The sequence below is a fragment of the Cytobacillus citreus genome (assembly GCF_018343665.1).
GTDB classification, from domain to species: domain Bacteria; phylum Bacillota; class Bacilli; order Bacillales; family Cytobacillaceae; genus Cytobacillus; species Cytobacillus citreus.
On the sequence record NZ_JAGYPM010000004.1, the window covers coordinates 753,286 to 778,555 of the forward strand.

The window sequence follows — 25,270 nt, forward strand, 5'->3', positions numbered from 1 at the left end:
CTTTTGATAAAGAGTTGTTTTTTTTGAGTAAGAAGAGAGACTTATAGTTGGACCTGAAATTAAACATCATATAGAATGTATTATGTAATATTTTACGAAAATAATATATTGTGTTCATTATTCTACTATGTTATTTTATTAAAGCAATATATCAATATGGTTCGAAAAAGGGCCAGAACTTTTAAAAAAATATATCTAAATAACAATTTTCAGAATAATTGATTATATATCAGGGGGAAGTTAGGAGAGAGGGGTAGTAGTTTTGACTCAAAAGGTTTCAACTTCGTATATTATTGTTTTAGGGTTAATGTTATTTTCATTATTTTTTGGAGCAGGTAATTTAATATTTCCAATTATGATGGGGCAGGAAGCAGGTATAAATGTCTGGGAAGCTACAGCTGGATTTATCATTACTGGTGTAGGATTACCACTATTAACCGTTATTGCTTTAGGTTACTCTAGGAAAAGTGACATTCAATCGTTAGCAAGTAGAGTTCATCCGATGTTCGGATTAATATTCTCAATTATTTTATACTTAACCATTGGTCCTTTATTTGCTATACCAAGAGCAGGATCTGTATCCTTTGAAATTGGTATTCGTCCATTATTACCAGAATCTTGGAGTACGATAGGTCTATTTGTTTTCTCTATCTTTTTCTTCAGCATGGCAGCGCTCTTATCGCTTAATTCTTCAAAAATTGTTGATATCGTGGGTAAATATTTAACACCTATTAAAATAAGCTTTATACTTCTCTTAATTGTTGTGGCTATTTTTAACCCACTTGGTCCTTTCCAAGAACCTATCGAAAGGTATACAGAAAATTCATTCTTTCATGGATTTTCAGAAGGATATTTAACAATGGATGTTTTATCAGCTTTCGTGTTTGGAGTCATTGTTATAAATGCCCTTCGCTCTAAAGGTGTGGAATCAGGTAAAGTGATTATGGTATCTACAATGAAGGCTGGTTTAATTGCTGCTGCTCTTTTAGCTTTCTTTTATAGTGCATTGGCATTTATGGGGGCAAGTAGTGTTTCGGAATTAGGTATGTTAAATAACGGCGGTTCAGTATTATCTGGAGTAGCAAATGTCTACTTTGGTTCATTTGGCGGTGTCATACTTGGCGGTGTCATGATTGTAGCTTGTATGACTACAAGTGTCGGTCTGATCAGCTCTTGTGCTACCTATTTTAATAAAATTTTGCCTAAAGTTTCTTATAAAAGTTTTGTCATCAGTTTTGCAGTATTTAGTGCTGCTGTTGCAAACTTCGGATTAAGTCAATTGATTTCTATTTCAGAACCAGTGTTAGCAACCATTTACCCATTAGCAATCGTATTATTGATACTAACTTTCTTCCATAATGCATTTAACGGTAAAAAGGAAGTTTATCAATTAAGTATGTTATTCACATTTATCGTAAGTGTATTTGACGGATTAAATGCAGCTGGGTTTGGTGTAAAACCAGTTGATCAATTATTTACGTCTATCCTACCGTTATATGAAGTTGGATTAGGCTGGCTATTACCTGCGTTTATAGGTGCAATTCTGGGTATTATTATTGGCATGTTTAAACCAAGAAGTAAAGAAAAAGAGGAAGAACAATTTATTTAATATCGATTAAAATTAGCCACCTATTATTAAAGAGTTTTCTTTAATAATAGGTGGCTTTTTCAAAAAATAAGAAAGTATAACTGAAATCTTAGTCTATTCGTAAAGTCATCTTCACCGATAAGGCGGGTTATCAATACCTTTTTATAAAAAAATCAGAATTAAAGTATGTTGTTTCATTGTAGACATGTATTCAAGGAATGTTTGAAAAATGACTAACTATGTAAAGTCATTAGCCACCATCGTTAAACCATCCAACATTGTTTGCGACCTTCGAAGTAAAGGCTTAGTTTATTTTCTTTTATTTTTACCAAATTTCTCATTACCACGTTTAAAGTTACCCGTAATTTTAGCTAACAATAACTGTACTTCTGTTATATTATCTTCAACTTCTTTGATTCTTGCTATAAGACGCTCTGCCTCCCTATCCTTTACAATTTTAATTTGTTTACCTTCGTAATTGATTACTACCGTTCCTTTTTTCGTTATTTGATAAGCAAAAGGTTCTTTACTTAATCTGTTTCGTTTATCTATTTCGCTCACTGCACCGTCTCCTTACTTATTTTAGTTTCGAACATTACATTCTAAAAAAATCTTACTGCGACCTTATCTCGAGCATTTCCCATTCTTCACGGAGTGTCTAGTCATGATTTTGAATCGAACCATATTACACAATTTTCGATGATACTTCTTTCCGATTCTTCGTTTTTTCCTGTAAGACATATTGATCTCTTCCTGCTAATATTCCAGTTATCGTGTATAAAAATGTTACGATCAAAAGCATCATTAAAGGAAGTGTCCATGTATGAAAAAGATCAAATAAATATCCCATTACGAAAGGACCAACGGCTGCCAATATGTAGCCAACCGATTGTGCCATCCCCGATAGATTGGCAGCTTGCTCTGCATTAGCAGCACGTAAACCAATGAGAGTTAATCCATGACTGATTGCAGCTCCAAGTGCCATGCCAATTAAAATAATGCAAATGGTAGTCAACACTTTATTCTGACTAATCAGTAAGCCCAATAATCCTATAAAATTAACGAGCCCAATTCCAAGGGCAATTCCTTTTTGATTAGGAAGGCGATCAGCAAGAACGGGAATAAATAAATTTGCAGGAAGACCAGAAAACTGGAGTAAGGTTACCATCCATCCTGCAATTGCAATGTCAAAGCCTTGGTTTTGAAGGATTTCAGGAAGCCAAGAGGTTACGCTGAAATAGACCAGTGATTGCAAACCCATAAACAATGTTACGTGCCATGCAATGCTCGATACCCAAATAGAAGTCCCAGCTTGCTTGCTCTTTAATTGCACTGGCGAAGAACTTTGTTTTTTGATTTGAGGTATCCAAAAACAAATGGCGATAATGACAATAAGAATCCATATGCCAAGTGACATACGCCAGCCTAATCCTAATGATTCTGATAGCGGAATGCTAAGTCCAGGTGCTAAACCTGCACAAATCCCCATTGATAAAGTATATATTCCCGTAAGAAGTCCAACTTTTTTTGGATAAGATTGTTTTACAATCCCTGGGAGCAAGACATTGCAAATGGCTATTCCAAATCCAATAAAAATAGTTCCGGAAAAAAGCAATGCAATCATATCTGTAGAACGAATAATGATACCCGCTCCTAGAATACATAACCCAATGAAGATGCTTAATTCAATCCCGAATTTTCGGGCAATTTTAGGGACAAATGGTGAAAGGAGGCCAAAAGAAATGAGCGGGAGTGTAGTAAGCAATCCTGCCACCCCGTTCGATATACCTGTATCAGCTCGGATTTCACTTATTAATGGGCCGACGGACGTAATGGCAGGTCTTAAGGTGAAAGCAACAAATATTATTCCGAGCATTAAGAGTGCACTTTTCGAATGATTTGCACTCGGCTCCATTAATGGATTGCTGTTCATTCAAAATCCCTCATTTATAAATTTTTCGGTATCCGAACTATTATAATGAAGATTCTGAATTTTGTATATAGTAAATGAGATTTCCATGATAAAAAGGGGAGGCGAAAAAATGAGGGGGATCTTAAACGAAAGATTTGTCAGAGGGGAATGAAGCTCGAGAAAAGAATTCATTCCCTTAACAAATAAGAATTAGGAATTGTTTTCTTTGTTTTGCTGTATCTGTTCATTATAATACTCAGTTTTTTTAATGTTTACGCCAACAAAAGTTTCTAAAATCGCTTGTCCACCTGCAATCGAAAGAATAAAAATAACATATATTGAAATAGAAGGAAGACAAATGAATAATGTCCCGAGAAGGATAGCAGACCAAACACCAGTACACCAATAGCATGTTAGAAGATAGCCGAGCTTGGACTTTGGCACTTTTTTGATTTCATGCTTTTCGTTTTCTTTATTCTTTAAAAAAATATTCCTTAATGGTTCAGTTATTTTATCAAATACAATTAAATGGGTTAAACGATAACTTGCTAAAATAACCATAATAAACATCATCCACGATAGCTCCAATAGGAAATTCCCCCCAAATAAATCTTTCTTTCAGTATCACCTGAAATGAGCAAGATTATTTTCAATGGGGGAAATCTCCTTAATAATACACACTTTTCATTTTTATTAACTAATTAAAACTAAATGATTGAGTGGAACGTCTATTAAGTACTGTTATTCATAATGAATTATAGAGACTTTTCAAGTGAAGAAGAGTTTTTTATACATACATGCATAATTTAGTTTTCTGCAAAAAAACTGACAATGTTTTAAAAGAAATAATACAACATGAAGAAATTTCACAGATGAGTGGTGAATTTTTAATGCAACAAGGTACAACACAAAACCGTTATATTCCTGGATTGGATGGACTTCGAGCTTTTGCTGTCCTGTCTGTATTGGCATACCATTTTAACTTTAGTTGGGCTAGAGGAGGATTCCTTGGCGTTGACATCTTTTTTGTTTTATCTGGTTATTTAATAACCTCAATCTTATTACCCGCACAAGGTAATCATCTAACATTAAATTTACGCCAATTTTGGGTTGGACGTATTCGACGCTTACTTCCTGCTTCCTTAGTAATGATTATCGCTACTTTCGTTTGGGTGACATTATTTCAAAGAGAGCTTTTAGATACTGTGCGAGGAGATGCGATATCTTCTATTTTTTATGCAAGCAATTGGTGGTTCATTTTTCATGAACTCTCATATTTTGATAGTTTTGGTTCACCTTCGCCTTTGAAAAATCTATGGTCGTTATCGATTGAAGAACAATTTTATTTAATTTGGCCTATTGTGCTGGCAGTTGGACTATATGTATTTAAAAAGAGAAGCAGGGTTTCCATTTTCGTCTTAATTTGTGCATTATGTTCGGCTTTGCTTATGGGTATTCTCTATCAACCAGGCACGGATCCAAGTCGCGTCTATTATGGGACAGATACTCGATCTTTTGAACTGCTTATTGGCTGTTGCCTAGCTCTTGTTTGGCCAATGAAAAGACTCACGTCCAAAAAGCTTACATCTAAGCATAGTAATACATTAAATATTACAAGTATGATTGCTTTTAGCATCTTAATTCTTTGCATATTTTTTGTAGATGAATATCAAGTGTTTTTGTACAGAGGCGGGATGCTGCTCATTTGTATAAATACAGCCATCTTGCTAGCTTGTGTTTGTCATCCTGCTAGCTTTTTAGGGAAATTACTCTCTTGGAAGCCACTTCGTTGGATCGGTTCAAGATCTTATGGGATCTACCTTTGGCATTATCCGATTATTGTGCTGGGAACCCCTGTTCATGATATAGGAAATCCAGTATTATGGCGTATTAGTTTGCAGCTTGTCATAACACTGATCATTGCGGAACTTTCCTATCGTTATATTGAAATGCCTATTCGAAAGCATGGATTCCGAACTTTCTTTAGGCAGCATTTTACAATCAATTTTATTAATTGGAAAAGATTCACTTTTGTTAGAGGGATATCAACTTTACTCATATCTCTAATCCTTTTAGTATTTACTGCTGGTATCACCGGTGTGGTAAAAGGTGAAGAAAAATTAGAATCAATGAAATCATATCCAACTCAAGTAAAAATAAATCATGAAGAGCAGTCTTCTAGCAGTAAAAGTTCTAATAAGAATTCTTCTGAAAAGAAGGAAAGCATTGCAGAGGAAATTCCACCTGTTCAAGAGGAAGAAAAGGCTGTACCTCCAAAAAATGAGAAGAACAATGAAACATCCGAACAAGAGAAAAATGATACAAGTGTTCAACCTGATCATCAATCTTATACAGGTATACTTGCCATTGGAGACTCTGTCTTGATAGATAGTGCTTCAAGTTTGCAGAAGATGTATCCAAACATTACGATTGATGCTAAAGTCGGGAGACAAGTGTCACAAGCAGTTGATTTGGTACCTAGTTACATAGATTTCAATCATCCAGATAAAGCAGTCATCATTATGCTAGGAACAAATGGTTACTTTACTAATAATCAAATTGACACACTACTTGGCGCTTTTTCGAATGCTCATATTTATTTGGTAAATACTCGTGTCCCCCGCTCATGGGAAAGTAAAGTGAATACTGTGTTCAGTAAAAAAGCCCAAGAAAATGACAATATTACATTGGTTGATTGGTATTCTGCAGCGATTGGCCATCCGGAATATTTTGCCGCAGACGGTGTGCATCTACAGCCAAAAGGGATAAATACTTTAACAAACCTTATTAATCAAGCAATAATGAATACTACTCGTTAAGTCAATAATAATCTTAACGGGAAGTGGCTCAGTGGGGGATCAATTCCCTCACTGAATTCCACTCATTGAACAAAACAACTAAATACTATTTCACAAAATAAGCCATTATGATTAAGTCATGATACGTTTGATCACTTAATTTTATCGCTCTTCTTTTCAAACCTTCCTCTTCAAATCCAATACTCTTGTATAAGCGAATGGCTTGTATATTTTCAGAGAATACCTCAAGACAAACCTTTTCTATTAACGAGTTTTCCTTTGCCCAAGCTAGTAAAACTGAGACTAAAGCTCTTCCTACACCTTGATTTCTGAAGTCTTTTCTCACACTCATCCCGAAAGATCCCTGATGTTCGATCCGCTTCTTTCTTCCATTATGAAAGTCTAGAAACCCAATAATTTCTCCTTCATATTCTGCTAAAATAGCTATTTTTCCATTGTCCTCAACTACTTCCTGCAATAATCGTTTCTGCTGATCACTCGTTACATTAAATTCTGCTTTTGTTGTGAGCAAATACGGTGCTTCGATGATAATATTTCTTATGAATGCCAATACTTTATCTGCATCTTCTGGCAAAGCAGTTCGAATGACAAGTTTATTCCCGTTTTTAGTAAGAAATTGCTTTTGTTGAATTTCTCCCATATTAAAACCACCATAATTTTATTATTTATCGCAGATTAACGGGCAGTAAGCCCCCCCACTTCAAGGTTGCGAGAGAATTAAATAAACCTAAGTGGGGGATCAACTGCCTGTAAAGGCCCGACGACGGACACGATGTCCTAGTCAGGCGAAAGCCACAGGACGTGGCGTTTTGAGCGTGATTGGTTCAACTAACCATCAGTGGGGGATGAAAGAAAACCCCCACTGATGGAAGTTTCACTTTATCGAACGATCTTACTATATGATCCTAAATCGAAACTTCCATCATTATTGATCAACCCACATATATCGCTTTCGAAAATCTCTAATCAGAATAAGGATCATAATCTCCATAATAACTGTAATGATTACACTAAGGCTCAGAATGTAAAAAGCACCGGTATCGTCGACATTCCAAACAAATGGTACAGCTGCCTTTGGTAGGAAGGCTCCGATAATATAGATGAACAATCTTTTTTGTGCAATTTCGGAAAGCTGCACAAGACCATCTTTCTTTGCCATGTCAATGAATCCTTTGAAAGTAAAAAATATGAGAACGATGTGCAGAAGACCTAGGAATGTTGTAGAAAGCATGAAGAATAGCGAAAAATCGGATGGCTGGAATTGATTTAATGGGATACCAGGTCCTTGGATGATGGCAGTTAAAGAAAAAAAGGCTAAAAGGATTGAAAAAAATTTTGCCTTCGAAAAATACTGAGAGTAGGGCTGCAATTGTCCTAGCCCGGATGTAATGACGAAATAACCGATGATATCTGGCATTATATCAATAATAATATTGAAGTCTATAAGGACTATTAGTAAGCCCCAAAAGATTTTGTTGATGGAAGAAGGTATTTTTGTCATTTTTTTGCCTCCTTAACGATGGTTCTCACATCTTTTTCTTCGAGATATGGTCGATAAGAGAGGTAGAAAGTATCAGTAAACTCCTGTCCAATTTGTCCTTTACCTTGTAGTTTTGCGTCGATGCGATAGAAGTTAAATCTGTGAGGGTCATTTTCGGCAAATGAAAACTTATAATTAATATGAAAATGTTTTCCTTTTTCCACGGTTATAGGAAATGGTTCGGAACTAATCGGGATCGAATCCTTAATTGTTTTCTCTCTGTTGAACTCTTGAAGATCCATTCGAGCATTATGTAGCTTTAAAGAAAGAGCGGATTCTAACGCTTCTGCAAATGGAAGATCCAAACCGGTTACTTCAAAATCATGATCTGCTTTTAATATCTCGAAACCACTGTTATCACTTGAACTGCCTGAACTTTGAACTTTCAATGTGGAGGATTCTGGATTAAATATTGTAATTTCACCGATTGGCATGGTAAGGTTCTTTCCATTTGAGAGATGGGCAGTAACTTGATCAAATGTAAATGATTTTCCATTCAATAAATCCATAAATCGATCATCAAGCTTAATATGTAATGTTTTTAACTGGTAATGAGTATAGGTTTGACTGTATGATGGCTGACCGTATAAACCATCATCAAATCCTGGAATCGTTATCCATTGAATGTCTATATCATTGCTGAGGTTAGCGATATAATGAAGCTCCAAAATACTACCTCGATTAGTAATATGATAATAATGCTTCAGCATGATTGGCTCTTTTAGCTGGCTAGATTTATATACGATGTAATTTCCAAATAAACTTAATAATACAATTGCCATTCCTGCATAAAGGAAAGATGTTTTGATTTTCATAGTGCATTCCTTTCAAATATTTTTCTTTATATGTGTATATATTCAATATTAAAAACTCATTTCCTTCATTTGTTATTTTTGTGATTTTTATGGATGGAAGTAGGGCACATCAGAATAAGCGAGCATATTATTACTTTATTGTGTTAAAGTTGTTATTGTATGTCGGAATAAAAAAAGGTAATATGAAAAACAACAAGGCACCAATGTCCTTTAATATTTGCAGCTATGGAGGGAATAAAATGAACAGTCAAATCAATGTAGGAATTGTTGGTTATGGTAATCTTGGTCGAGGGGTTGTAGCGGCTATAAATCAAACTACTGATATGGAGTTAGTTAGCATTTTCACTAGACGTTCTCCAGAGAGCGTTTCTGTAGAGGGTACAAATGCTAAGGTTTTACATATTTCCGAAGCTGAAGATTATAAGAACAAAATTGACGTCATGATTTTATGTGGAGGATCTGCAACCGACCTACCTGAACAAGGCCCTCAGTTTGCACAACTGTTTAATACGGTTGATAGCTTTGATACACATGCGAAAATTCCAGAATATTTCGATTCAGTTGATAAAGCTGCAAAAGAAAGCGGGAAAACCAGTATTATCTCTGTCGGCTGGGACCCTGGATTATTTTCAATCAATCGCTTAATGGCAGAAGCTATTTTGCCAGTCGGTGAAACTTATACCTTCTGGGGAAAAGGTGTGAGCCAAGGACATTCAGATGCTATTCGCAGAATAGAAGGAGTAAAGGGCGCTGTTCAGTACACTGTCCCGATAGAAGAAGCAGTTAATAAAGTTAGAAGCGGAGACAACCCTGAACTTTCAACTGCTGAAAAGCATTTACGCGTTTGCTATGTAGTTGCCGAAGAAGGATATGACCAAGCAAAGATTGAAGAAACTATCAAAACAATGCCAAATTATTTTGCTGATTATATAACAGAGGTACATTTTATTTCCGAAGAAGAATTAAAAGCAAATCATTCCAAGCTTCCACATGGCGGATTTGTTATCCGAGGCGGAAAAACAGGTGATGGGAATAAACAAATTATAGAATTTTCATTAAATCTAGACAGCAATCCAGAATTCACTTCTAGCGTATTGGTTGCCTATGCACGCGCTGCTTATCGATTAAATACAAAGGGACAAGCTGGAGCAAAATCAGTTTTTGAAGTACCACCGGTTTACTTGTCACATAAAACGGCTGAAGAATTAAGAAGAGATCTTCTATAATAATAGATTTTCTCCGAAGATTTGATATGAGACAGATGTCATTTAACAAGCGGCATCTGTTTTTTTATCTATTAATATGTGAATTGTGTTAATATTTTAATAAAAAATGCCATTTGAAAGAAGGAATCATTTATGAGTCAAAAAACAAAGCTTTCTCAAATGACTGCTATTTTACTAGAAAGGGCCCGTAGATTTGGTGTGTCTGACGAAGAATTATTGTCTTGCTTGAAATCAAATGATACGTCCCCGCTGAAAATGGCAGAAGATCAACATTATCATTATGATGAATTTTTTACATATGCAGAAAAACATGGGGAGAATTTAGAGGATACGATTAAAAATGGCTATAAAATGAAGTTTAATACATTAGGCGGATTGCAGATATGGATGAAGGAATGCTTTGGCTTAGAGGCAGGAACTGATTTTACTGCATCCCCAGGCAAAATTGAAAATGTTAAGTTATCTAGTGAGAATATAAATAGTATTTTTAATACTTTGGCATCTAACTGGATCATGTTAGATTCAAATAGAAAGCCTATAATTGTTGAAGATGAATCACCCTTAGGTGACCCAAAAGAAATACGAATCTTCCATTTGTTTATCCTATCAGAATACGAGGCCTACAAAAACGAATAAAGAATGCAGGTCCATGTAAGCGGAAATTTTACATATTTCTAATAAAGAGCCAGGTACCGAAAAGGATGAGCCGATAAAATACACGATAAACAGAGACTATCTCAATAAATAAATGGCAGAATACGAAAAAAATTTGAAGGAATATAATGCCGAGATTGACAAAGAAAAAGAGTGAGATACAAGAGATACGAGAGATTATTCTCGTGTCTTTTTTTGCTCGGCGGACACTTGAGGGAGAAGGGCGACACATGGCGGTTGTCAATTAAATTTGCGGTAGCGGACCGAAGGGAGCATAAGGAGCGAATTTAGATTGATAACCTCACAGTACCCGAACCCCCCAAGGTCTTTTGTACGCTGCAGCGTGCTTCGGCGGACGCCGACACAGCCTCGCAGAGCCTGTTCCAAATGCAATTTGGTATAACAGGCTATACCAAATGGTTTGGCTCTCTTCGCTCATGTGCTACACTGTTTCTATTAAACTATTTGATATAGGCGGTCGATTTAGTGAAAAAGCTTGTAATTACATATGAAATTTTTATGATTGTTTTGATCCTTATCTCAGTATTCCTTGCTCTCATGGTTGATAAACGATTTGTGATTTTTCAACAAACTATTTGGCTCATATTCGTAGTGGATTACTTTGTTCGTTTTGCACGAGCAGAAAACAAGTGGCACTATGTAAAGAAACATCCCTTAGAGTTAGTAGCTATAATCCCTTTCGATTCCCTTTTAATAGCGGCTAGACTCGTCCGTATATTTAAAGTTCTTCAATTGCTTGGCATCAGTTCTCGTTATTTAAAACATTTTTATGCGGTGTTAAAAACGAATGGATTAGACACAGCTTTCAAGTTTGGTGTCGCAATGTTATTTGTCATACCAATACCGATTGCTATAGTTGAACCGGCGATTGAAACTTACGGTGAAGCGTTGTGGTGGGGTTTGATTACAATAACTACAGTTGGATATGGAGATATTGCGCCTGTTACCGTATTAGGTCGATTAATGGCTGCTGTATTACTAATGGTAGGGATTGCGATTATCGGTATATTCACATCTGCAGTTACTAATTATTTTAGTAATAAGCCTAAAGATTCTCGAGATAAGCAAGTCATGAAAGTAATTCAGTCGATTGATGAGATTGAAGACATAACAAAAGAGGATATTGAGTTTATCCAGTTATTCTTGAAAAGGAAATTATGAATATACGCTAAAGGGTTACCCATCGCTTCACAGCCCGCTATCTCACAACTAAAACAGGGGATAATCTTAAAATAAAAAAGGGGCGTCTTATATATGAAAACCTATTCAGTAACAGCAGATGATTTAAAGCTAATTGAGGAAGCAGCGAAGAAAAGGCTAAGACAATCCCTCAAAAGCGTTAGAGGGGCTTATAGAGCGTTTAAAAGCGTTTATAGATAAATTTTTACTAGGAAAGAGAACAAATTCTCTTTAGAAGGCTTAAAACGTCAATCAGAGAGAAATAAACAGCATTCAAAACCGAAAAAGAGAAAATCGCATGATATGGAGCTTTAATGCAGTGATTTTGTCAATTTGCTATAATTTATTAGAAACGAGAAAAACCGCCCTAAGTGATCTGAACCCAAAAAGTTAGACAAGAAATTTAGGCAGCTACTTGAGCATGAGTCCGGTACTTAACTGGACTCATGCCTTTTAATTTTGCCTTAATTCGTTTGTGATTATAGTAGTAAATATATTTCTCTAATTCTACTTTAAAATGCTCCATACTCTCAAATTCTATATTTAGTAGTAGACAGATGTCATTTTAAAAGTGGCATCTGTTTTTTTTTAGCTATTAATTTGTGAATTCTGTTAATATTTTCATAACCCTTTTATGGTCACATAAAGCAGGTAGCATGAGAACGGGGCCTTAGATTAGGTATTATAGAAAAGGTATTAAAAATGAAAGATATTTATATTACGATCATAAATACATTTATTGGTTATAGAGGGTATTTATTAGAAAAATAAAACTATTTTACAGTCGGATCGTATTTATATAAAACACAGAATTAAATAGAGGAGGATGTAGTATGAAAAAAACATTTGGAATATTGGTTTTATTCATAATGATTATAAGTTTAATCGCTTGTAGTAAAGAAACAGTAAAGATAAAAGAAGAGGATGTATTAAATTTTGTAAAAGATTATAAAGCGGAACAATACAACATCAAAGACCCTTCTAACCCGCCATCTGGAATTGAAATTGGTGAAAAGGTGAAGGGATTCTTCTCAGACGAAGAGTTTGAAAAACAAATGGCTAATCGAGTTTTTCAAATAGCACCCGATATTGCGAAGAAAACAAATAAAAGTATCGAATTAGAGGATGTTAAACTTGAGAAAGAGAAAGAAAATGAAGACGGAACAATTAATTACAAATACACATTAATATTGAAGTTTTATGATGATAAAGCCTCTGATGTTATCGAGAAAAAAGGAGAATTAACAATCGAAGGATTAAAAATAATTCGTGATTGGGAAGAAAGAACAACTAAAATAGGTAATGAAGTTTTTTAATATAGCCAACAAAAAGAAGCACATATTGGGTGCTTCTTTTTAGTGATTAAGCTTTTTTAAATTATCATTGGTTGTTATGTTATTTGAATTGTTATTATGGATTTTCCCTCCCAAAACGAAACCCGTTACTAGTGTTTTGAATTGTTTTTTTTGTTCCTTCAAAGATATGCCCTCCTGCTTTTTTCCACGATCGGTAACCAATAGTGGGCTTAAATGAATCAAATCAAGACATGCTATTCCCAAGGCAGATATCCGAAAAGCTATAAGTCATATATAAAATTAAGTTATTTAAAAATTCTGTAAAAAGGGATATGATTATGTTATTATCTTATTTATTTAGGGATTCGAATTATTATTTATTTATATAGATACGTTAATAACCTAGTAAATGCTTTGGGGGATTCCATCATGATAAAGGTATTGTCCTATTTAAAGCCATACCGGATTGCTGTTGCAATTGCATTATTTTTAACATTCACTGAGCTCGCAGTTGAGCTTGTTCAGCCTCTTTTAATGGCAAAGATTATTGATAATGGCATTTTAAAAAGTGATTTGGCCATCGTTATGAAATGGGGAGTCATTATGCTAGGGTTCTCGCTCATTTCCTTTGCAGCGGGAGTCATCAATTCCTTTTACTCAGCCCATGCCAGTCAGAGTTTCGGATTTGATGTAAGAATGAGTTTATTCGAAAAGGTGCAATCCTTTTCTTTTGCAAACTTTAACAAGTTCTCGGCTGCATCACTTATTACAAGGATGACGAACGATATTACACAAATTCAAAATACATTATTTATGAGTTTAAGAATTATGCTGCGTGCCCCGCTCTTAATTATTGGGGGGCTTGTCATGGCATTCGTTGTGAATGTAAAGCTAGCACTGATTTTATCTGTAGTTGTACCATTTTTGTTTATTTTTTTAACTTGGGTAATGAATAAAGGCGGAATGCTATTTAAAACGGTACAGGAAAAATTAGATTCTATGAATAATGTGATGAGAGAAAATCTTAACGGAATCAGGTTAATAAAGACTTTTAATAGAAGAAAATATGAGGTAAAACGATTTACTGATGCGAATGAAGAATTGAAGGTCCGTACAGTGAAAGCGCTAAGACTAATGGAAGTTACAATGCCTATCCTTCTATTTATTATGAATATAAGCATTCTTGGTGTTCTGTGGTTTGGGAATATTCAGGTGAATACTGGAAGTGTGAAGGTAGGGGAAGTTGTTGCAATTGTTAACTATGCAACTAGAATTACAGGTGCTTTTTCAATCTTTTCTTTTATAATTATGGCCTTTTCGCGGGCACGTGCCTCTTCTAAACGGATTGTGGAGGTTCTTGATACAGCGGTGGATCTATCTGATCATGCGGATGCAGATTCATCCTTGCTGATTAAGAAGGGAAAGATTGAGTTTAAAAATGTGACCTTCCAATATCCAGGGACGAAAACATTTGCACTCGAAAATATTAGCTTCATTGCTCATCCAGGAGAAACAGTTGCCATCTTAGGAGCAACTGGGTCTGGCAAAACCAGCTTGTTTCAGTTAATTCCCCGTTTATATGATGCATGTTCTGGAGAAGTTTCGATCGACGGTATGGATGTTCGCCAAATGAAGCAGGAGAATTTGCGGAGTCAAATTGGTTTTGTGCCGCAGGAAGCATTACTGTTCACTGGAACAGTCAAGGAAAATATTGCATGGGGAAAGGAAGATGCATCAATGGATGAGATCATTGATGCTGCTAAAAATGCGCAAATCTATGAAACGATTAACAATCTTCCAAATAAGCTTGAAACTAAACTTGGTCAAAAAGGAGTTAATCTATCAGGAGGCCAAAAACAAAGGCTATCTATTGCGCGGGCAATCGTAAGGAAACCAAAGATTCTATTGCTTGATGATAGTACAAGTGCCTTAGATATGCGAACAGAAGCGAAATTGCTCCATGCGTTAAAGGCATATACATGTACAATACTCATTATTACCCAGAAAATAAGTACTGCAATGGAAGCTGATAAAATCCTGCTTTTAGAAAATGGGAGACTATTAGATGAGGGGAACCATGAATCGTTACTGGAATCCTCGGAGCTGTACAGACAAATTTTCCGATCTCAATTGAGAGAGGAGAAAATAAATTATGCTTAATGAATTGAAAAGACCGTTTCAATATAAAAGAAATTCTTTATTAAATATGGAAAAAGAAGAAGCGTCTACCAAAAAGAGGCCAAAATCTAACAACTACAAGCAAACATTAAAAAGAATCTGGCAATTTCTTTCCTTTAATAAAGGGCTTTTACTACTTGTTCTTTTTATGGTACTCCTTAGTTCTTTATTGGGCTTACTTGGACCATTTTTGGTGGGAATGGCAATCGATGAATATATTGTAAAGAAGAGCAGTGATGGGTTTATTCCGCTTCTCCTTGGACTTGCGGGAATCTATGTTGTGTACTCACTTTCCATTTGGTTTCAAAATTACTGGATGATTGGCATCGCTCAAAACACAGTCTATGAAATGAGAACAAAGTTATTTCAGCATTTGCATAAGCTGCCGATCGCTTTTTTCGATAAGCGTCAGCACGGGGAATTAATGAGCAGAATGACAAATGATATTGAAAATGTCAGTTCAACCTTAAACAGCTCTGTCATTCAAGTTTTTTCGAGCCTAATTACTCTTATTGGCACGATATCAGTCATGCTTTGGCTTAGTCCATTATTAACTTTACTTACATTGATTATCGTTCCTCTTATGTTTTTCGGGATGAAATGGATCACGAAGAGAACAGGAGAATTGTTTAAGGAACAGCAAAAAAATCTGGGTGAATTAAATGGCTTCATAGAGGAAACGATTTCAGGACAAAGAATTATTAAAACCTTTTCTCAGGAAAGGAAAGTGATAGCTGAATTTACGGAAAAAGCAGAACGGTTAAAAGGAGCAGGCTATTGGGCACAAACCTATTCTGGTTTTATACCAAAGCTGATGAACTTTCTAAATAATTTTAGCTTCACGATTATCGCGGGAATAGGAGGGATACTAGCCTTAAAAGGCATGATATCAATCGGAGTGATTGTTATTTTTGCTGAGTATTCACGCTCCTTTACACGTCCTCTTAATGATCTTGCCAACCAGTTTAATACATTGCTTTCCGCTATTGCTGGTGCGGAAAGAGTGTTTGAAATACTAGATGAAGAGGATGAGTTTCTGCATGAGAATGATCTTCGGGAGCTAAATGATGTAAGGGGAGACGTCGAATTTAGGAACGTAACTTTTTCTTATGAAGAGGAAAATCAAACTGTTAAGAATATTGATCTCCACGTTTTCCCTGGTGAAACGGCGGCATTTGTTGGTTCTACAGGTGCAGGGAAAACAACAATGATTAATTTGCTCTCTCGATTTTATGAGGTGGATAGTGGGTGTATATTAATCGATGGTCAAGATATTTCTGATATAAAAAGGGAAAGCCTAAGACAGCATATGGGTTTTGTTTTACAAGATTCATTCTTATTTCAAGGTACTGTAATAGAAAATATTCGTTATGGAAGACTGTCAGCAACAGAAGAGGAAGTCGTAACGGCAGCAAAATTGGCAAATGCACATTCATTTATTATGAAGCTCCCTCATCAATATGATTCAGTTTTAAATCAAGATGGAAGCGGTATTAGTCAGGGGCAAAAGCAGCTATTATCAATTGCTAGAGCATTTCTTGCCAATCCGACTATTTTAATTTTGGATGAAGCAACAAGCAGCATTGATACTGTGACTGAATTAAAGATTCAAGCAGTCCTAAAAGAATTAATGAAGGGAAGAACATGCTTTGTGATTGCCCACCGTTTAAACACCGTCCAAAATGCAAATCGTATTTTTGTTCTTGATAAAGGAAGAATTGTTGAAGAGGGCACGCATGACTTTCTTATAAAGCAGGAAGGAGTTTATTTTCAGCTGCATAGTAATGCTGAAGCATCAACTAATATTTGATAAATTATGAAAAAAATTAAATTGATCTAAGACAGGCTGTAGCAATATATCTAATGCCTGTCTTTATTATTTATTCAATATCCCTGTGGCTCTCAATTACTGAAAGGAAATTCTAGTTAGTTACTCATGCTATCAAAAGGTGATTAGTAAATTATGTTCACAGAATAGTCATATACTGTAAATTATTTGTGAAGAAATGGTGAAGTCCATTGGCACTAGGGATTTTATCGAGTATATTAAAAGTGTAGAAAGAAAGTTAAAACATTCACGAAGTTGACAATTTTCTTTCTTTGAAAAAGCTGGCCGGCTTTATAACCTTTATAAGGTAAAAATTTTTTAATAAGTATTGTGAATCCGTCACAATATATTTTGAAATCAGGAGATGATTACCATGAAATGGTGGAAAACTCCGCAAGTAGCGGTATTATGGACAATATTAAGAATTTGGCTAGGATATCAATGGCTTACTGCTGGATGGCATAAAGTAACTGATGGCTTTGATGCGAGTGGATTCATGCAAGGGGCAATTGCTCAAGCAACGGGAGATCATCCTGCAGTTCAAGGCTGGTATGCAGCATTTTTAGAAAACTTTGCTTTACCAAACGCGGATTTATTCAGTACATTAGTAGCATATGGTGAAGTCCTAGTAGGTTTAGGATTAATTCTAGGGGCAGCTACAATTCCGGCTTTAATCGCTGGTGCATTCATGAACCTTAACTTTTTATTAGCAGGAACTACAAGCACTAACCCTATGTTATACACTGAAGCAATTATTCTACTCTTTGCAGGAAGTGGTGCATATTACTGGGGTGTTGACCGCTTTGCAATCCCATATATTAAGAATCGCCTAGGCAAAGGTGGACAAGAAATTAATAAGCAAACTGCTTAAATAAAATACAGGATTAGAAATAAGAAGCCGGGGTTCCCCGGCTTTTTATTTCATTTATTTATTCCTTTGCTTTTCTTTTACTCTTTGGTTTGCAGCATTTGCACGAGCCTGAGCTTCAAGATCATCTCGATCTGCAAGCTCTTCAGAGAATTCTTCATCAATGCCATCGGATTTCATATTTTTAGGTACTTGTGGGAGTGATGCTTTGTTTTTATCCCGAGATCTTTGTCCGCGTGAACGCCCCATGTCAAAAACCCCTTTCAGCATAAAAGTACGGAAACTAAATAAAGGCTTCCATACATTATTTTCTACACTTCACAAAAAACTATTTGTGGAAATTAATGCTTCGAATGTTTGTCCACATAGCCGCCAGCCCGGTCAGCCATTTTAAATTCGCGTGAGTAAAGGACCTCCTGAGTAGCAGATAATGATCGTTTCTTCTTATCCTTCGTTTTCTTATCCATTTGGATCATCCTTTCAATTTTTGATAAAACTTCACACCACCCTTATTTTTCCCTTTTTAGAAAAGTTTGATACTCATTACTTGTAGAAGTCTACTAAAGCAGGTTTTAAATGATCGTATTGAAATGAATAGCCATGAGATGTCAAGGCTGCTGGAAGAACCTTTTGGCCTTCGAGTACGAGAAGGCTCATTTCTCCTAATACAGCTTTCAGGGCAAAAACTGGTGCAGGAATCCAATGTGGCCGGTGTAAAACCTCGCCAAGCGTCTGACCAAATTCTCTCATAGATACCGGATTTGGAGAGGTAAAGTTGACGGGCCCTTCAAAATCAGTTTGATTTATGGCAAATATTATTCCATTTATGACATCCTTTAAATGAATCCATGACACCCATTGATTTCCTGATCCTACTGTTCCACCAGCAAATAATTTGTAAGGAAGGGCAATCCGCGGCAATGCTCCATCTGTTTTATCTAGAATAATGCCAAAGCGACAACAAACAACCCTTATATTTAATTCTCTTGCTTTAAAAGCTTCAGCCTCCCATTGTTGAACAGTGGCAGCAAGAAAGTCTTTTCCATGCTCCCTTGAACTCTCTGTAAAAGTCTTCTCTAAAGATGTTCCATAAAAACCGACAGCACTCGCGTTAATTAATAAGGAAGGCCTCTTTCTCAATTGGCCGCAAATGCGCAGCACTTCCTTTGTTGCTGTAATACGGCTGGTCAATATTTTTTTCTTACGGTCTTCCGTCCATCTTCCACTGTTTATCGATTCTCCTGCTAAATTGATGAAAACATCAATTCCTTCTAATTCTCTTTCAGGAAGGCTTTTATCATGCAGCCATTGAACAAATGAAAGGTTTGCACTGTTTTTTAAATGATTACTTCTTGTTAAAATAAATATCTCGTGCCCATTTTTGATTAATTCCTTAGTAAGAGCACTGCCAACAAATCCCGTTCCACCAGTCAAAGCAATTTTCATACACAATCCTCCTCGTATACATAATTCTTACCATATGACTTCTACAATAATGGCTTAACACCTTTTAATTCTTGGTATTTGATCATGCAGACAGCCACCATTAACTTTTAGAAAATCAGGCACGGTATTTCTTAATGTGTTACATTAAAAGTGAGGTGATAATCATGCCTATTATTACAAAAATATCTGTACAGCAAAAAAAAAGTGACCGTTATAATATTTTTTTAGATGAAAAATATGCCTTTAGTGTTGATGAAGACGTATTGATCACCCACCAGTTGAAAAAGGGGATGGAAGTAGATGAATTTTCCCTTTCAGAGATTGCTTATCAAGATGACATACGTAAAGCCTATAACACAGCTATCCAATATTTATCAAGAAGGATGAGATCAGAAAAAGAAGTTCGCCAGTATTTAAAGGATAAAGAAGTGGATGAGATCATTATCCAGGAAGTAGTTCATAAATTATATGAATATCACTTTTTAGACGATAAAGAGTACGCCATTGCTTTTGTTCGAACATTCATGAATACGACAGACAAAGGATCAGGATTAATACGTGGAGAATTAAAAGAAAAGGGTATTTCTGAACAGCTGATTGATGCTGCATTACGGGAATTTCCTTATGAGAAAGAATTTGAGGTTGCCAAAAAGCTTAGAGATAAGTTTGTCCAAAAAAATACCAATGATTCTTCTCGTATCATGAAGCAAAAGCTTGAGCAAATGCTTATGAGGAAAGGGTATTCACATGAACTCATCCAAGCTGTTGTTGCTGAATCTGAAATAGATAAAGCTGAGGATGCAGAAATGGATGCACTACGAAAGCATGCAGTAAAAATGCATCGCAAATATTCAAATCTCATTAATACTTATGAATATGAGCAAAAAATGAAGCAAGCCTTATATCGTAAAGGATTCTCGATCGATTTAATCGAAAAGATTATTCAAGAATATAAGGATATGTAAAAATCATATGATTTCGTCATGTGATTTTTACATGGTGCAAATTACTTTCCTTTTGATTCAATAATAATCGTTTCCTGATCCATGTTTTCCAAAATGATAGTAGCAATTTCCGCAGGTGATCGCAGACGAGATTTGTCTTGAATATGATCGTTTTGATCCCAGAAAGGCGTATCCATCCCTCCCATATAAACAGCTTTTATTTGCATGCCTGAATTCTCATATTCCTTTTGCATGCTTTCAGTAAGCCCCCGAACTGCGAACTTACTTGCACAATATCCTGCCTCATTAGCTTTACCTTTAAGTCCAGCCGTTGAAATAATATTCATGATCAATCCTTCTTTATTATTTTTTATAGACGAAAGGAAGGACTGTGACATGTTAATGGTTCCAAATACATTGGTGAGCAACATTTCTTCAATTTCTTGTTTAGTCAATTGTTCAAATGGACCAAAGTGACCTATTCCAGCATTATTAATCAAACCAAAAAGGTCAAATTTGCTATTCGCTTCATCTATAAACTGCTTGATAGCAGATTGATTCGTAATATCAACTAAAAAGGAATCGGCATGGCCGTTATTTGCCACGATTTGTTTCTCAACGGATTTTAGCTTTTGCATTGTTCTGCCCGTTAAAATAATATGATATCCTTTAAGCCCAAAGGATGAGGCTAATTCCTTTCCTAATCCTGAACCTGCTCCTGTAATAATGATTGATTTCATTTTCGTCTTCACACCTTTTATTATCATCTTGAATCATATTGTATCAAATTGATGAAGGATTTCCTTCAATCTTACTCCTTTTCTTAAAGATCTTTTTTCAATATACTTTTACTTAGATGTTATTAGGATGTACATATTGAACATCATTCGTTTATAGTAAATGTACATGTAAGGGAAGGTGAATGATTTGCAAGAGAAAAGGTATAGTGATATGACTTCTTATGAACTTCAGCAGGAAATTTCTCAACTGAATGAAAAGGCAAGGAAGGCAGAACAAATGGGAATGGTGAATGAGTTTGCTGTTATAGAAAGAAAAGCAGTGATGGCCAAAGCATATTTATTAAATCCTGATGACTATAAAGCTGGAGAGATTTATGAGATTGAAGGAGCTCCAGGCGAATATTTTAAAATTGATTATATGAATGGTGTTTTTGCTTGGGGGTTTCGATTGAAAGGAAGCAATGGTGAGGAAGCTCTTCCTATCTCTATGCTGAAAAAATAATTAGAAAAACTTGGCACTCGTCTTATCCTTTCGGCGAATGCCTAGATTTTCTAAGCAGTAAATTTTATCGTAAAATTAAGTTAAACTGAGAAAGAGGATGAGACATCCTCTTTCTGCTTATGATCTTTTTCTTGTCATGGCTTCTAAAATAATGAGGTCTTGAGTAAGCTGTGTCTCTCCATTTACTTGTGAATGGGAACGTTTTGGCCGATACCAAGGTGCTTTGATTTTTGAATTAAAAAAATTCTTTGGTTTTGCCATCACTAAGCCTCCTCATGTATTCATTTAAAATTCAGGTGTATCGCTATCTCGGTTTGTTGATGCACGCATACGCTCTTGAGGGTGTGTGTTGGTTGTTCCATCTGCTCTTTTGGAAGCATATTCAGCTTTTGCTCGTGGTTCACCCTCGAATTTATTATTATTCTGATTTGGGAAGTTCGTCACCTTATTACGCATAATATAGCCGCCTCCTACCCGAAAATAAAAAGCGTGAATAGCAAGCACGATGAGTAATTGCTATTCACGTATATATAGTATTTGTTTTTCTTCGTACAGTATAATGGTTAGTAATTGGAAAAAGGGAACAAGCCAACTCTAATGGTTTGTTCCCTTTTTTAGCTTGTAAAAAAAGTTAACTAGGTAAAATATCAAGTTTTTTTCTTAACTTTTCTTCACTAAAAATCCAGCCTGTATAGGAAGTCAAAATTTTTAAATCAGTGTCTAACTGAACAACGGCAACAAATGGATAATAGTCATTGCTGCGGTAGCGGAGGTCAATAAAGCGAACCTCATAGTAATCATCATATTCATCGATTTCCCACCGGTAAACAGGTGAAAATGATAAAAAAGCAGAAAGGTTTTTATCCTTTTTTGCCGCATCTAAAATAGGAATCTTAGGTACAGGCACACGGTCAAATTGATCAATAATTTCCACATCTGAATTTACAGCGCGACCAACAAAAAATTGATGCCTGTTCATGACGGCAATTCGCCATTTATTAAATTTCATTGTAGGAGCAATGATGATCTCAGTGGCGTCAGGAATCATCCTTTTAACTTCTTTATAGACCTTATGCTTTTCTCTAAATCGGAGCACATAATAAATAAACAAAATGGCATATATAGCAATAAAAATATATCCGGGATTAGCACCCAAAGCCCATATTATTAGTCCGATAATATGAATCCCAAATATATAAGGATCAAAGGTATTTATGACACCTAATGCGACCCATTTCGATGAAAAAGGTCTTAATGCTTGTGTTCCATAAGCATTAAATATATCAACAAAAACATGCAGGAAAACAGCAATAAATGTCCACATCCATAAATGGAACAGATTTGCTTCAGGGAAGAATGGATAAAGAATAGCAATAATGGCTAATGGCCAAAGCAGGACAGCGGGAATAGAATGAGTGATACCGCGATGATTTCGTATATAAACAGCATTACTTCTAAGCTTCAAGATGGTGTCGATATCTGGTATTTGTGAACCAACGATCGTCCCAATCATAACACTAGTTGTTGCAGCAGAATTTTCTGCCACTACAGGATCAAGTGTCGCAATACCAGCTAGGGCAAGACCCATGACAATATGTGTACCGGTATCCAAGAGGAATAACCTCCTTTAGAAATTCTTCTATCTTAATTTTAGTCTTATTTATGTTGTTCGACCAGTTAAAAATAGGTTACATTTATATGAGTTGCTAAAATTGAAGAAAAAAGTTCATATGCTTGTGCGTATTTAGGAAAAAAATTCAAACCATTCAAAAATGAAATGATAATCATATTTTCTCATTTAAACAGTTGTTTATCCTAGCAAAGGAAAACAATCCTTTTTTGTCGCAGATTAACGGGCAGTAAGACCCCCACTACAAGGTTGCGAGAGAATCAAAGAAACCTAAGTGGGGATAAACTGCCCGTAAAGGCCCATAAAATGAACACAGACTAAAAGCGCCACATCGTGTGGCAACGTCTGCGTGACCCACTTCCTGTGGGCCGCAACTAACCATCAGTGGGGGATGAACGCAGACTAAAGACACGACGTCCTGTCGTAACGTCTGCACTAGCACATCCTGTGCGTCGGAAAACCCCACTGATGGAGGTTTCACTTTATTGAAAACTTCTTGGAGGAATAGCGTTGGATAATAAGAATGAAATTGATCAACTCAATAAAATGAATATAAATAGCTTTCAGCAGGACTTAATTACATGGTTTAAAGCTGAAAAAAGGGACTTGCCATGGCGAAAAGATCAGGATCCTTATAAAGTTTGGGTATCCGAAATTATGTTGCAGCAAACACGCGTAGACACGGTCATTCCGTATTTTCAGCGATTTATAGAACAGTTTCCGACGATTCAGGCATTATCAGAAGCTGATGAAGAAATAGTGTTAAAGGCTTGGGAAGGACTTGGGTATTATTCTCGAGTAAGAAATCTCCAATCAGCCGTAAAGGAAGTCCATGAAAAATATGAGGGGAAAGTGCCTAATAACCAAAAGGAAATTTCTTCTTTAAAAGGAGTAGGCCCCTATACGGCTGGTGCTATTTTAAGCATTGCTTACGGTGTACCCGAACCGGCTGTTGATGGTAATGTTATGCGGGTACTCTCCAGAATATTATCCATTTGGGGTGATATCGCTAAGCCATCGACAAGAAAGATTTTTGAAGAGGCGGTAAGGCAGCTAATTTCCCATGATAATCCATCATACTTTAATCAGGCACTAATGGAGCTTGGCGCATTAATTTGTACACCAACTTCACCAAGCTGTCTTTTATGCCCAGTTCGTGAACATTGTGATGCTTTTAATGAAGGGACACAAAACGAGCTCCCGGTGAAAACGAAAAACAAAAAAAACCGACATGTTCGGATAGCAGCTGCGGTATTAACAGATAAGGATGGAAGGATACTCATCCATAAAAGGCCTAATACTGGGTTGTTAGCGAATTTATGGGAATTCCTAAATGTAGAAGTCATGCTCCCTTTTGAACATGAAAAAGATCAATTAAAGAATGCGTTCAAAATCGATTATGATGCAGATGTTCAAATAGATGAGATGATCGGTCAGATTGAGCATATTTTTTCCCATTTAACATGGAATATCAATGCGTATAAAGGAAGTATTCAGTCGATTGAAAAGGAAACAGAGGAATTAAAATTCGTAACGATAAGTGAAATAGAGCAATATGCATTTTCCGTTTCACACCAAAAGATTCTAAAGAAATATAAAGAGAGTTTTACTTAAAAAAGATGGGGCTTTGCAATCGTGTGCTTTAATTTTGGGGTTCTTTAGACTCTTATGAGACTCTCATGAGACTGCTTTTTGCAAATTTTCTTTGTTTAGTGGTCTCATAAATCTTCCTCTTAACAAATAAACATCACATAAGTCGAATTTTCCGAGTTTGTGATGCTAATACCCATCTTTTTTATAGAGCTTTTATCACAAATTAAAGGGGCTAAGAGCCCCACAGGATTGAAGATGCATTTTATTCTCTAGTATTCCTTAATCCCCCACGGTTTTGGATTTCCTCCACAATTTCTCTTTGAATCGATTGCCCCTCCGCATTCAGATAAGGAACGATCTGTTGGAAGGAATGGTGAAAATAGGCTAGTTCATGATCATTCCAGTCTTTTTTTGATATCATTGAAAGTTCTGTCATGTCTCGACCATTATACATAATCCTCTTCCTTTCATAACTCCCTTATATGTATTGTT

28 protein-coding genes and 1 pseudogene are annotated in these 25,270 nt (G+C 35.8%); 13 read left to right on the forward strand and 16 right to left on the reverse strand.

The window, feature by feature from the left end:
* Nucleotides 1–262 precede the first annotated feature (262 nt).
* The gene (gene brnQ / locus KHA94_RS20120; protein ID WP_213103867.1) at nt 263–1,609 is read left to right on the forward strand and encodes a branched-chain amino acid transport system II carrier protein; all 1,347 of its coding nucleotides are present in this window, start codon (nt 263–265) and stop codon (nt 1,607–1,609) included.
* A gap of 288 nt (nt 1,610–1,897) precedes the next feature.
* Here brnQ and KHA94_RS20125 read toward each other — a convergent pair whose 3' ends face one another.
* The 3 genes from KHA94_RS20125 to KHA94_RS20135 all read right to left on the reverse strand — a co-directional run bounded on the left by KHA94_RS20125 (nt 1,898) and on the right by KHA94_RS20135 (nt 4,073).
* Nucleotides 1,898–2,149 carry a hypothetical protein gene (locus KHA94_RS20125; RefSeq protein WP_213103868.1) on the reverse strand — a complete coding sequence of 84 codons (252 nt, stop codon included), beginning with the start codon at nt 2,147–2,149 and terminating at the stop codon, nt 1,898–1,900.
* 124 nt (nt 2,150–2,273) lie between these two features.
* Nucleotides 2,274–3,521, reverse strand: coding sequence for a CynX/NimT family MFS transporter (locus KHA94_RS20130; RefSeq protein WP_249365621.1), 1,248 nt, complete (start codon nt 3,519–3,521; stop codon nt 2,274–2,276).
* A 189-nt stretch (nt 3,522–3,710) separates the two neighbouring features.
* Complete coding sequence (locus tag KHA94_RS20135; RefSeq protein WP_213103962.1) at nt 3,711–4,073, reverse strand: DUF1360 domain-containing protein; 363 nt, start codon at nt 4,071–4,073, stop codon at nt 3,711–3,713.
* A gap of 317 nt (nt 4,074–4,390) precedes the next feature.
* On the opposite strand from KHA94_RS20135, the gene KHA94_RS20140 reads away from it, so the two are divergent.
* Complete coding sequence (locus KHA94_RS20140; RefSeq protein ID WP_213103869.1) at nt 4,391–6,319, forward strand: acyltransferase family protein; 1,929 nt, start codon at nt 4,391–4,393, stop codon at nt 6,317–6,319.
* Nucleotides 6,320–6,404: 85 nt separating this feature from the next.
* On the opposite strand, the gene KHA94_RS20145 is transcribed toward KHA94_RS20140, so the two are convergent.
* The 3 genes from KHA94_RS20145 to KHA94_RS20155 form a co-directional block, all read right to left on the reverse strand.
* Entirely contained in the window at nt 6,405–6,959 is a 555-nt protein-coding gene (locus KHA94_RS20145; RefSeq protein ID WP_213103870.1) for a GNAT family N-acetyltransferase, read from the reverse strand.
* Between the two features lie 285 nt (nt 6,960–7,244).
* A complete protein-coding gene (locus KHA94_RS20150; RefSeq protein ID WP_213103871.1) occupies nt 7,245–7,820 on the reverse strand; it encodes a hypothetical protein in 576 nt (191 codons plus the stop codon).
* Nucleotides 7,817–8,674, reverse strand: a complete 858-nt coding sequence (locus KHA94_RS20155; protein ID WP_213103872.1) for a hypothetical protein — start codon at nt 8,672–8,674, stop codon at nt 7,817–7,819. Before KHA94_RS20155 ends, KHA94_RS20150 begins: the two co-directional genes overlap by 4 nt.
* 239 nt (nt 8,675–8,913) lie before the next feature.
* Between KHA94_RS20155 and KHA94_RS20160 the strand changes: the two genes are divergently transcribed.
* The 4 genes from KHA94_RS20160 (at nt 8,914) to KHA94_RS26335 (ending at nt 11,955) form a co-directional block, all read left to right on the forward strand.
* Nucleotides 8,914–9,900 (forward strand): diaminopimelate dehydrogenase, encoded by a 987-nt coding sequence (locus tag KHA94_RS20160; protein ID WP_213103873.1) that lies wholly within the window; start codon nt 8,914–8,916, stop codon nt 9,898–9,900.
* A gap of 132 nt (nt 9,901–10,032) precedes the next feature.
* Nucleotides 10,033–10,536 (forward strand): hypothetical protein, encoded by a 504-nt coding sequence (locus KHA94_RS20165; protein ID WP_213103874.1) that lies wholly within the window; start codon nt 10,033–10,035, stop codon nt 10,534–10,536.
* A gap of 504 nt (nt 10,537–11,040) precedes the next feature.
* Nucleotides 11,041–11,736, forward strand: a complete 696-nt coding sequence (locus tag KHA94_RS20170; protein ID WP_213103875.1) for a potassium channel family protein — start codon at nt 11,041–11,043, stop codon at nt 11,734–11,736.
* Nucleotides 11,737–11,829: 93 nt separating this feature from the next.
* Nucleotides 11,830–11,955: a hypothetical protein gene (locus KHA94_RS26335; RefSeq protein ID WP_275950909.1), complete on the forward strand. Its 126-nt coding sequence runs from the start codon at nt 11,830–11,832 to the stop codon at nt 11,953–11,955.
* 202 nt (nt 11,956–12,157) lie between these two features.
* Here KHA94_RS26335 and KHA94_RS20175 read toward each other — a convergent pair.
* A pseudogene (locus tag KHA94_RS20175) lies at nt 12,158–12,292 on the reverse strand (IS3 family transposase); the annotation flags it as partial.
* A gap of 295 nt (nt 12,293–12,587) precedes the next feature.
* On the opposite strand from KHA94_RS20175, the gene KHA94_RS20180 reads away from it, so the two are divergent.
* Nucleotides 12,588–13,070 carry a hypothetical protein gene (locus KHA94_RS20180; protein ID WP_213103876.1) on the forward strand — a complete coding sequence of 161 codons (483 nt, stop codon included), beginning with the start codon at nt 12,588–12,590 and terminating at the stop codon, nt 13,068–13,070.
* Nucleotides 13,071–13,109: 39 nt separating this feature from the next.
* On the opposite strand, the gene KHA94_RS26340 is transcribed toward KHA94_RS20180, so the two are convergent.
* Entirely contained in the window at nt 13,110–13,232 is a 123-nt protein-coding gene (locus KHA94_RS26340) for a hypothetical protein (RefSeq protein WP_275950910.1), read from the reverse strand.
* A 246-nt stretch (nt 13,233–13,478) separates the two neighbouring features.
* Between KHA94_RS26340 and KHA94_RS20185 the strand changes: the two genes are divergently transcribed.
* The 3 genes from KHA94_RS20185 (at nt 13,479) to KHA94_RS20195 (ending at nt 17,926) form a co-directional block, all read left to right on the forward strand.
* Nucleotides 13,479–15,209 (forward strand): ABC transporter ATP-binding protein, encoded by a 1,731-nt coding sequence (locus KHA94_RS20185; RefSeq protein ID WP_213103877.1) that lies wholly within the window; start codon nt 13,479–13,481, stop codon nt 15,207–15,209.
* Nucleotides 15,202–17,037: an ABC transporter ATP-binding protein gene (locus tag KHA94_RS20190; protein WP_213103878.1), complete on the forward strand. Its 1,836-nt coding sequence runs from the start codon at nt 15,202–15,204 to the stop codon at nt 17,035–17,037. The genes KHA94_RS20185 and KHA94_RS20190 overlap by 8 nt, the downstream gene beginning before the upstream one ends.
* Before the next feature lie 391 nt (nt 17,038–17,428).
* The gene (locus KHA94_RS20195) at nt 17,429–17,926 is read left to right on the forward strand and encodes a DoxX family protein (protein ID WP_213103879.1); all 498 of its coding nucleotides are present in this window, start codon (nt 17,429–17,431) and stop codon (nt 17,924–17,926) included.
* 54 nt (nt 17,927–17,980) lie between these two features.
* Here KHA94_RS20195 and KHA94_RS20200 read toward each other — a convergent pair whose 3' ends face one another.
* The 3 genes from KHA94_RS20200 to KHA94_RS20210 all read right to left on the reverse strand — a co-directional run bounded on the left by KHA94_RS20200 (nt 17,981) and on the right by KHA94_RS20210 (nt 19,369).
* The gene (locus KHA94_RS20200) at nt 17,981–18,172 is read right to left on the reverse strand and encodes a YfhD family protein (RefSeq protein WP_213103880.1); all 192 of its coding nucleotides are present in this window, start codon (nt 18,170–18,172) and stop codon (nt 17,981–17,983) included.
* Nucleotides 18,173–18,264: 92 nt separating this feature from the next.
* Complete coding sequence (locus KHA94_RS20205) at nt 18,265–18,390, reverse strand: YfhE family protein (RefSeq protein ID WP_213103881.1); 126 nt, start codon at nt 18,388–18,390, stop codon at nt 18,265–18,267.
* Between the two features lie 76 nt (nt 18,391–18,466).
* Complete coding sequence (locus KHA94_RS20210; RefSeq protein WP_213103882.1) at nt 18,467–19,369, reverse strand: TIGR01777 family oxidoreductase; 903 nt, start codon at nt 19,367–19,369, stop codon at nt 18,467–18,469.
* Nucleotides 19,370–19,533: 164 nt separating this feature from the next.
* On the opposite strand from KHA94_RS20210, the gene recX reads away from it, so the two are divergent.
* On the forward strand, nt 19,534–20,334 hold the full coding sequence (gene recX / locus KHA94_RS20215) for a recombination regulator RecX (protein ID WP_213103883.1): 801 nt from the start codon (nt 19,534–19,536) through the stop codon (nt 20,332–20,334).
* A gap of 41 nt (nt 20,335–20,375) precedes the next feature.
* Here recX and KHA94_RS20220 read toward each other — a convergent pair whose 3' ends face one another.
* Nucleotides 20,376–21,053 (reverse strand): SDR family NAD(P)-dependent oxidoreductase, encoded by a 678-nt coding sequence (locus KHA94_RS20220; protein WP_213103884.1) that lies wholly within the window; start codon nt 21,051–21,053, stop codon nt 20,376–20,378.
* A 187-nt stretch (nt 21,054–21,240) separates the two neighbouring features.
* On the opposite strand from KHA94_RS20220, the gene KHA94_RS20225 reads away from it, so the two are divergent.
* Complete coding sequence (locus KHA94_RS20225) at nt 21,241–21,555, forward strand: YfhH family protein (RefSeq protein ID WP_249365622.1); 315 nt, start codon at nt 21,241–21,243, stop codon at nt 21,553–21,555.
* A 117-nt stretch (nt 21,556–21,672) separates the two neighbouring features.
* Here KHA94_RS20225 and KHA94_RS20230 read toward each other — a convergent pair whose 3' ends face one another.
* The 3 genes from KHA94_RS20230 to KHA94_RS20240 all read right to left on the reverse strand — a co-directional run bounded on the left by KHA94_RS20230 (nt 21,673) and on the right by KHA94_RS20240 (nt 23,167).
* Nucleotides 21,673–21,816 (reverse strand): YpzG family protein, encoded by a 144-nt coding sequence (locus tag KHA94_RS20230; protein ID WP_213103885.1) that lies wholly within the window; start codon nt 21,814–21,816, stop codon nt 21,673–21,675.
* A 24-nt stretch (nt 21,817–21,840) separates the two neighbouring features.
* The gene (locus KHA94_RS20235; RefSeq protein WP_057774920.1) at nt 21,841–22,011 is read right to left on the reverse strand and encodes a small, acid-soluble spore protein K; all 171 of its coding nucleotides are present in this window, start codon (nt 22,009–22,011) and stop codon (nt 21,841–21,843) included.
* Nucleotides 22,012–22,186: 175 nt separating this feature from the next.
* A complete protein-coding gene (locus tag KHA94_RS20240; protein WP_213103886.1) occupies nt 22,187–23,167 on the reverse strand; it encodes a metal-dependent hydrolase in 981 nt (326 codons plus the stop codon).
* 564 nt (nt 23,168–23,731) lie between these two features.
* On the opposite strand from KHA94_RS20240, the gene mutY reads away from it, so the two are divergent.
* Nucleotides 23,732–24,799, forward strand: coding sequence for an A/G-specific adenine glycosylase (mutY, locus tag KHA94_RS20245; protein WP_213103964.1), 1,068 nt, complete (start codon nt 23,732–23,734; stop codon nt 24,797–24,799).
* Nucleotides 24,800–25,040: 241 nt separating this feature from the next.
* On the opposite strand, the gene KHA94_RS20250 is transcribed toward mutY, so the two are convergent.
* A complete protein-coding gene (locus KHA94_RS20250) occupies nt 25,041–25,232 on the reverse strand; it encodes a hypothetical protein (protein ID WP_213103887.1) in 192 nt (63 codons plus the stop codon).
* Nucleotides 25,233–25,270: the final 38 nt, after the last annotated feature.

What these genes read in the sequence shown, in the direction of transcription:
- KHA94_RS20140 (WP_213103869.1), top strand. Translation starts at nt 4,391, where the DNA reads ATGCAACAAGGTACAACACAAAACCGTTATATTCCTGGATTGGATGGA.
- KHA94_RS20200 (WP_213103880.1), bottom strand. Translation starts at nt 18,172, where the DNA reads ATGGGGCGTTCACGCGGACAAAGATCTCGGGATAAAAACAAAGCATCA.
- KHA94_RS20130 (WP_249365621.1), bottom strand. Translation starts at nt 3,521, where the DNA reads ATGAACAGCAATCCATTAATGGAGCCGAGTGCAAATCATTCGAAAAGT.
- KHA94_RS20250 (WP_213103887.1), bottom strand. Translation starts at nt 25,232, where the DNA reads ATGTATAATGGTCGAGACATGACAGAACTTTCAATGATATCAAAAAAA.
- KHA94_RS20205 (WP_213103881.1), bottom strand. Translation starts at nt 18,390, where the DNA reads ATGGATAAGAAAACGAAGGATAAGAAGAAACGATCATTATCTGCTACT.
- recX (WP_213103883.1), top strand. Translation starts at nt 19,534, where the DNA reads ATGCCTATTATTACAAAAATATCTGTACAGCAAAAAAAAAGTGACCGT.
- KHA94_RS20195 (WP_213103879.1), top strand. Translation starts at nt 17,429, where the DNA reads ATGAAATGGTGGAAAACTCCGCAAGTAGCGGTATTATGGACAATATTA.
- KHA94_RS20150 (WP_213103871.1), bottom strand. Translation starts at nt 7,820, where the DNA reads ATGACAAAAATACCTTCTTCCATCAACAAAATCTTTTGGGGCTTACTA.
- mutY (WP_213103964.1), top strand. Translation starts at nt 23,732, where the DNA reads ATGAATATAAATAGCTTTCAGCAGGACTTAATTACATGGTTTAAAGCT.
- KHA94_RS20165 (WP_213103874.1), top strand. Translation starts at nt 10,033, where the DNA reads ATGAGTCAAAAAACAAAGCTTTCTCAAATGACTGCTATTTTACTAGAA.
- KHA94_RS20135 (WP_213103962.1), bottom strand. Translation starts at nt 4,073, where the DNA reads ATGATGTTTATTATGGTTATTTTAGCAAGTTATCGTTTAACCCATTTA.
- KHA94_RS20185 (WP_213103877.1), top strand. Translation starts at nt 13,479, where the DNA reads ATGATAAAGGTATTGTCCTATTTAAAGCCATACCGGATTGCTGTTGCA.
- KHA94_RS26335 (WP_275950909.1), top strand. Translation starts at nt 11,830, where the DNA reads ATGAAAACCTATTCAGTAACAGCAGATGATTTAAAGCTAATTGAGGAA.
- KHA94_RS20180 (WP_213103876.1), top strand. Translation starts at nt 12,588, where the DNA reads ATGAAAAAAACATTTGGAATATTGGTTTTATTCATAATGATTATAAGT.
- KHA94_RS20145 (WP_213103870.1), bottom strand. Translation starts at nt 6,959, where the DNA reads ATGGGAGAAATTCAACAAAAGCAATTTCTTACTAAAAACGGGAATAAA.
- KHA94_RS20210 (WP_213103882.1), bottom strand. Translation starts at nt 19,369, where the DNA reads ATGAAAATTGCTTTGACTGGTGGAACGGGATTTGTTGGCAGTGCTCTT.
- KHA94_RS20230 (WP_213103885.1), bottom strand. Translation starts at nt 21,816, where the DNA reads ATGGCAAAACCAAAGAATTTTTTTAATTCAAAAATCAAAGCACCTTGG.
- KHA94_RS20235 (WP_057774920.1), bottom strand. Translation starts at nt 22,011, where the DNA reads ATGCGTAATAAGGTGACGAACTTCCCAAATCAGAATAATAATAAATTC.
- KHA94_RS20190 (WP_213103878.1), top strand. Translation starts at nt 15,202, where the DNA reads ATGCTTAATGAATTGAAAAGACCGTTTCAATATAAAAGAAATTCTTTA.
- KHA94_RS20160 (WP_213103873.1), top strand. Translation starts at nt 8,914, where the DNA reads ATGAACAGTCAAATCAATGTAGGAATTGTTGGTTATGGTAATCTTGGT.
- KHA94_RS20155 (WP_213103872.1), bottom strand. Translation starts at nt 8,674, where the DNA reads ATGAAAATCAAAACATCTTTCCTTTATGCAGGAATGGCAATTGTATTA.
- KHA94_RS20220 (WP_213103884.1), bottom strand. Translation starts at nt 21,053, where the DNA reads ATGAAATCAATCATTATTACAGGAGCAGGTTCAGGATTAGGAAAGGAA.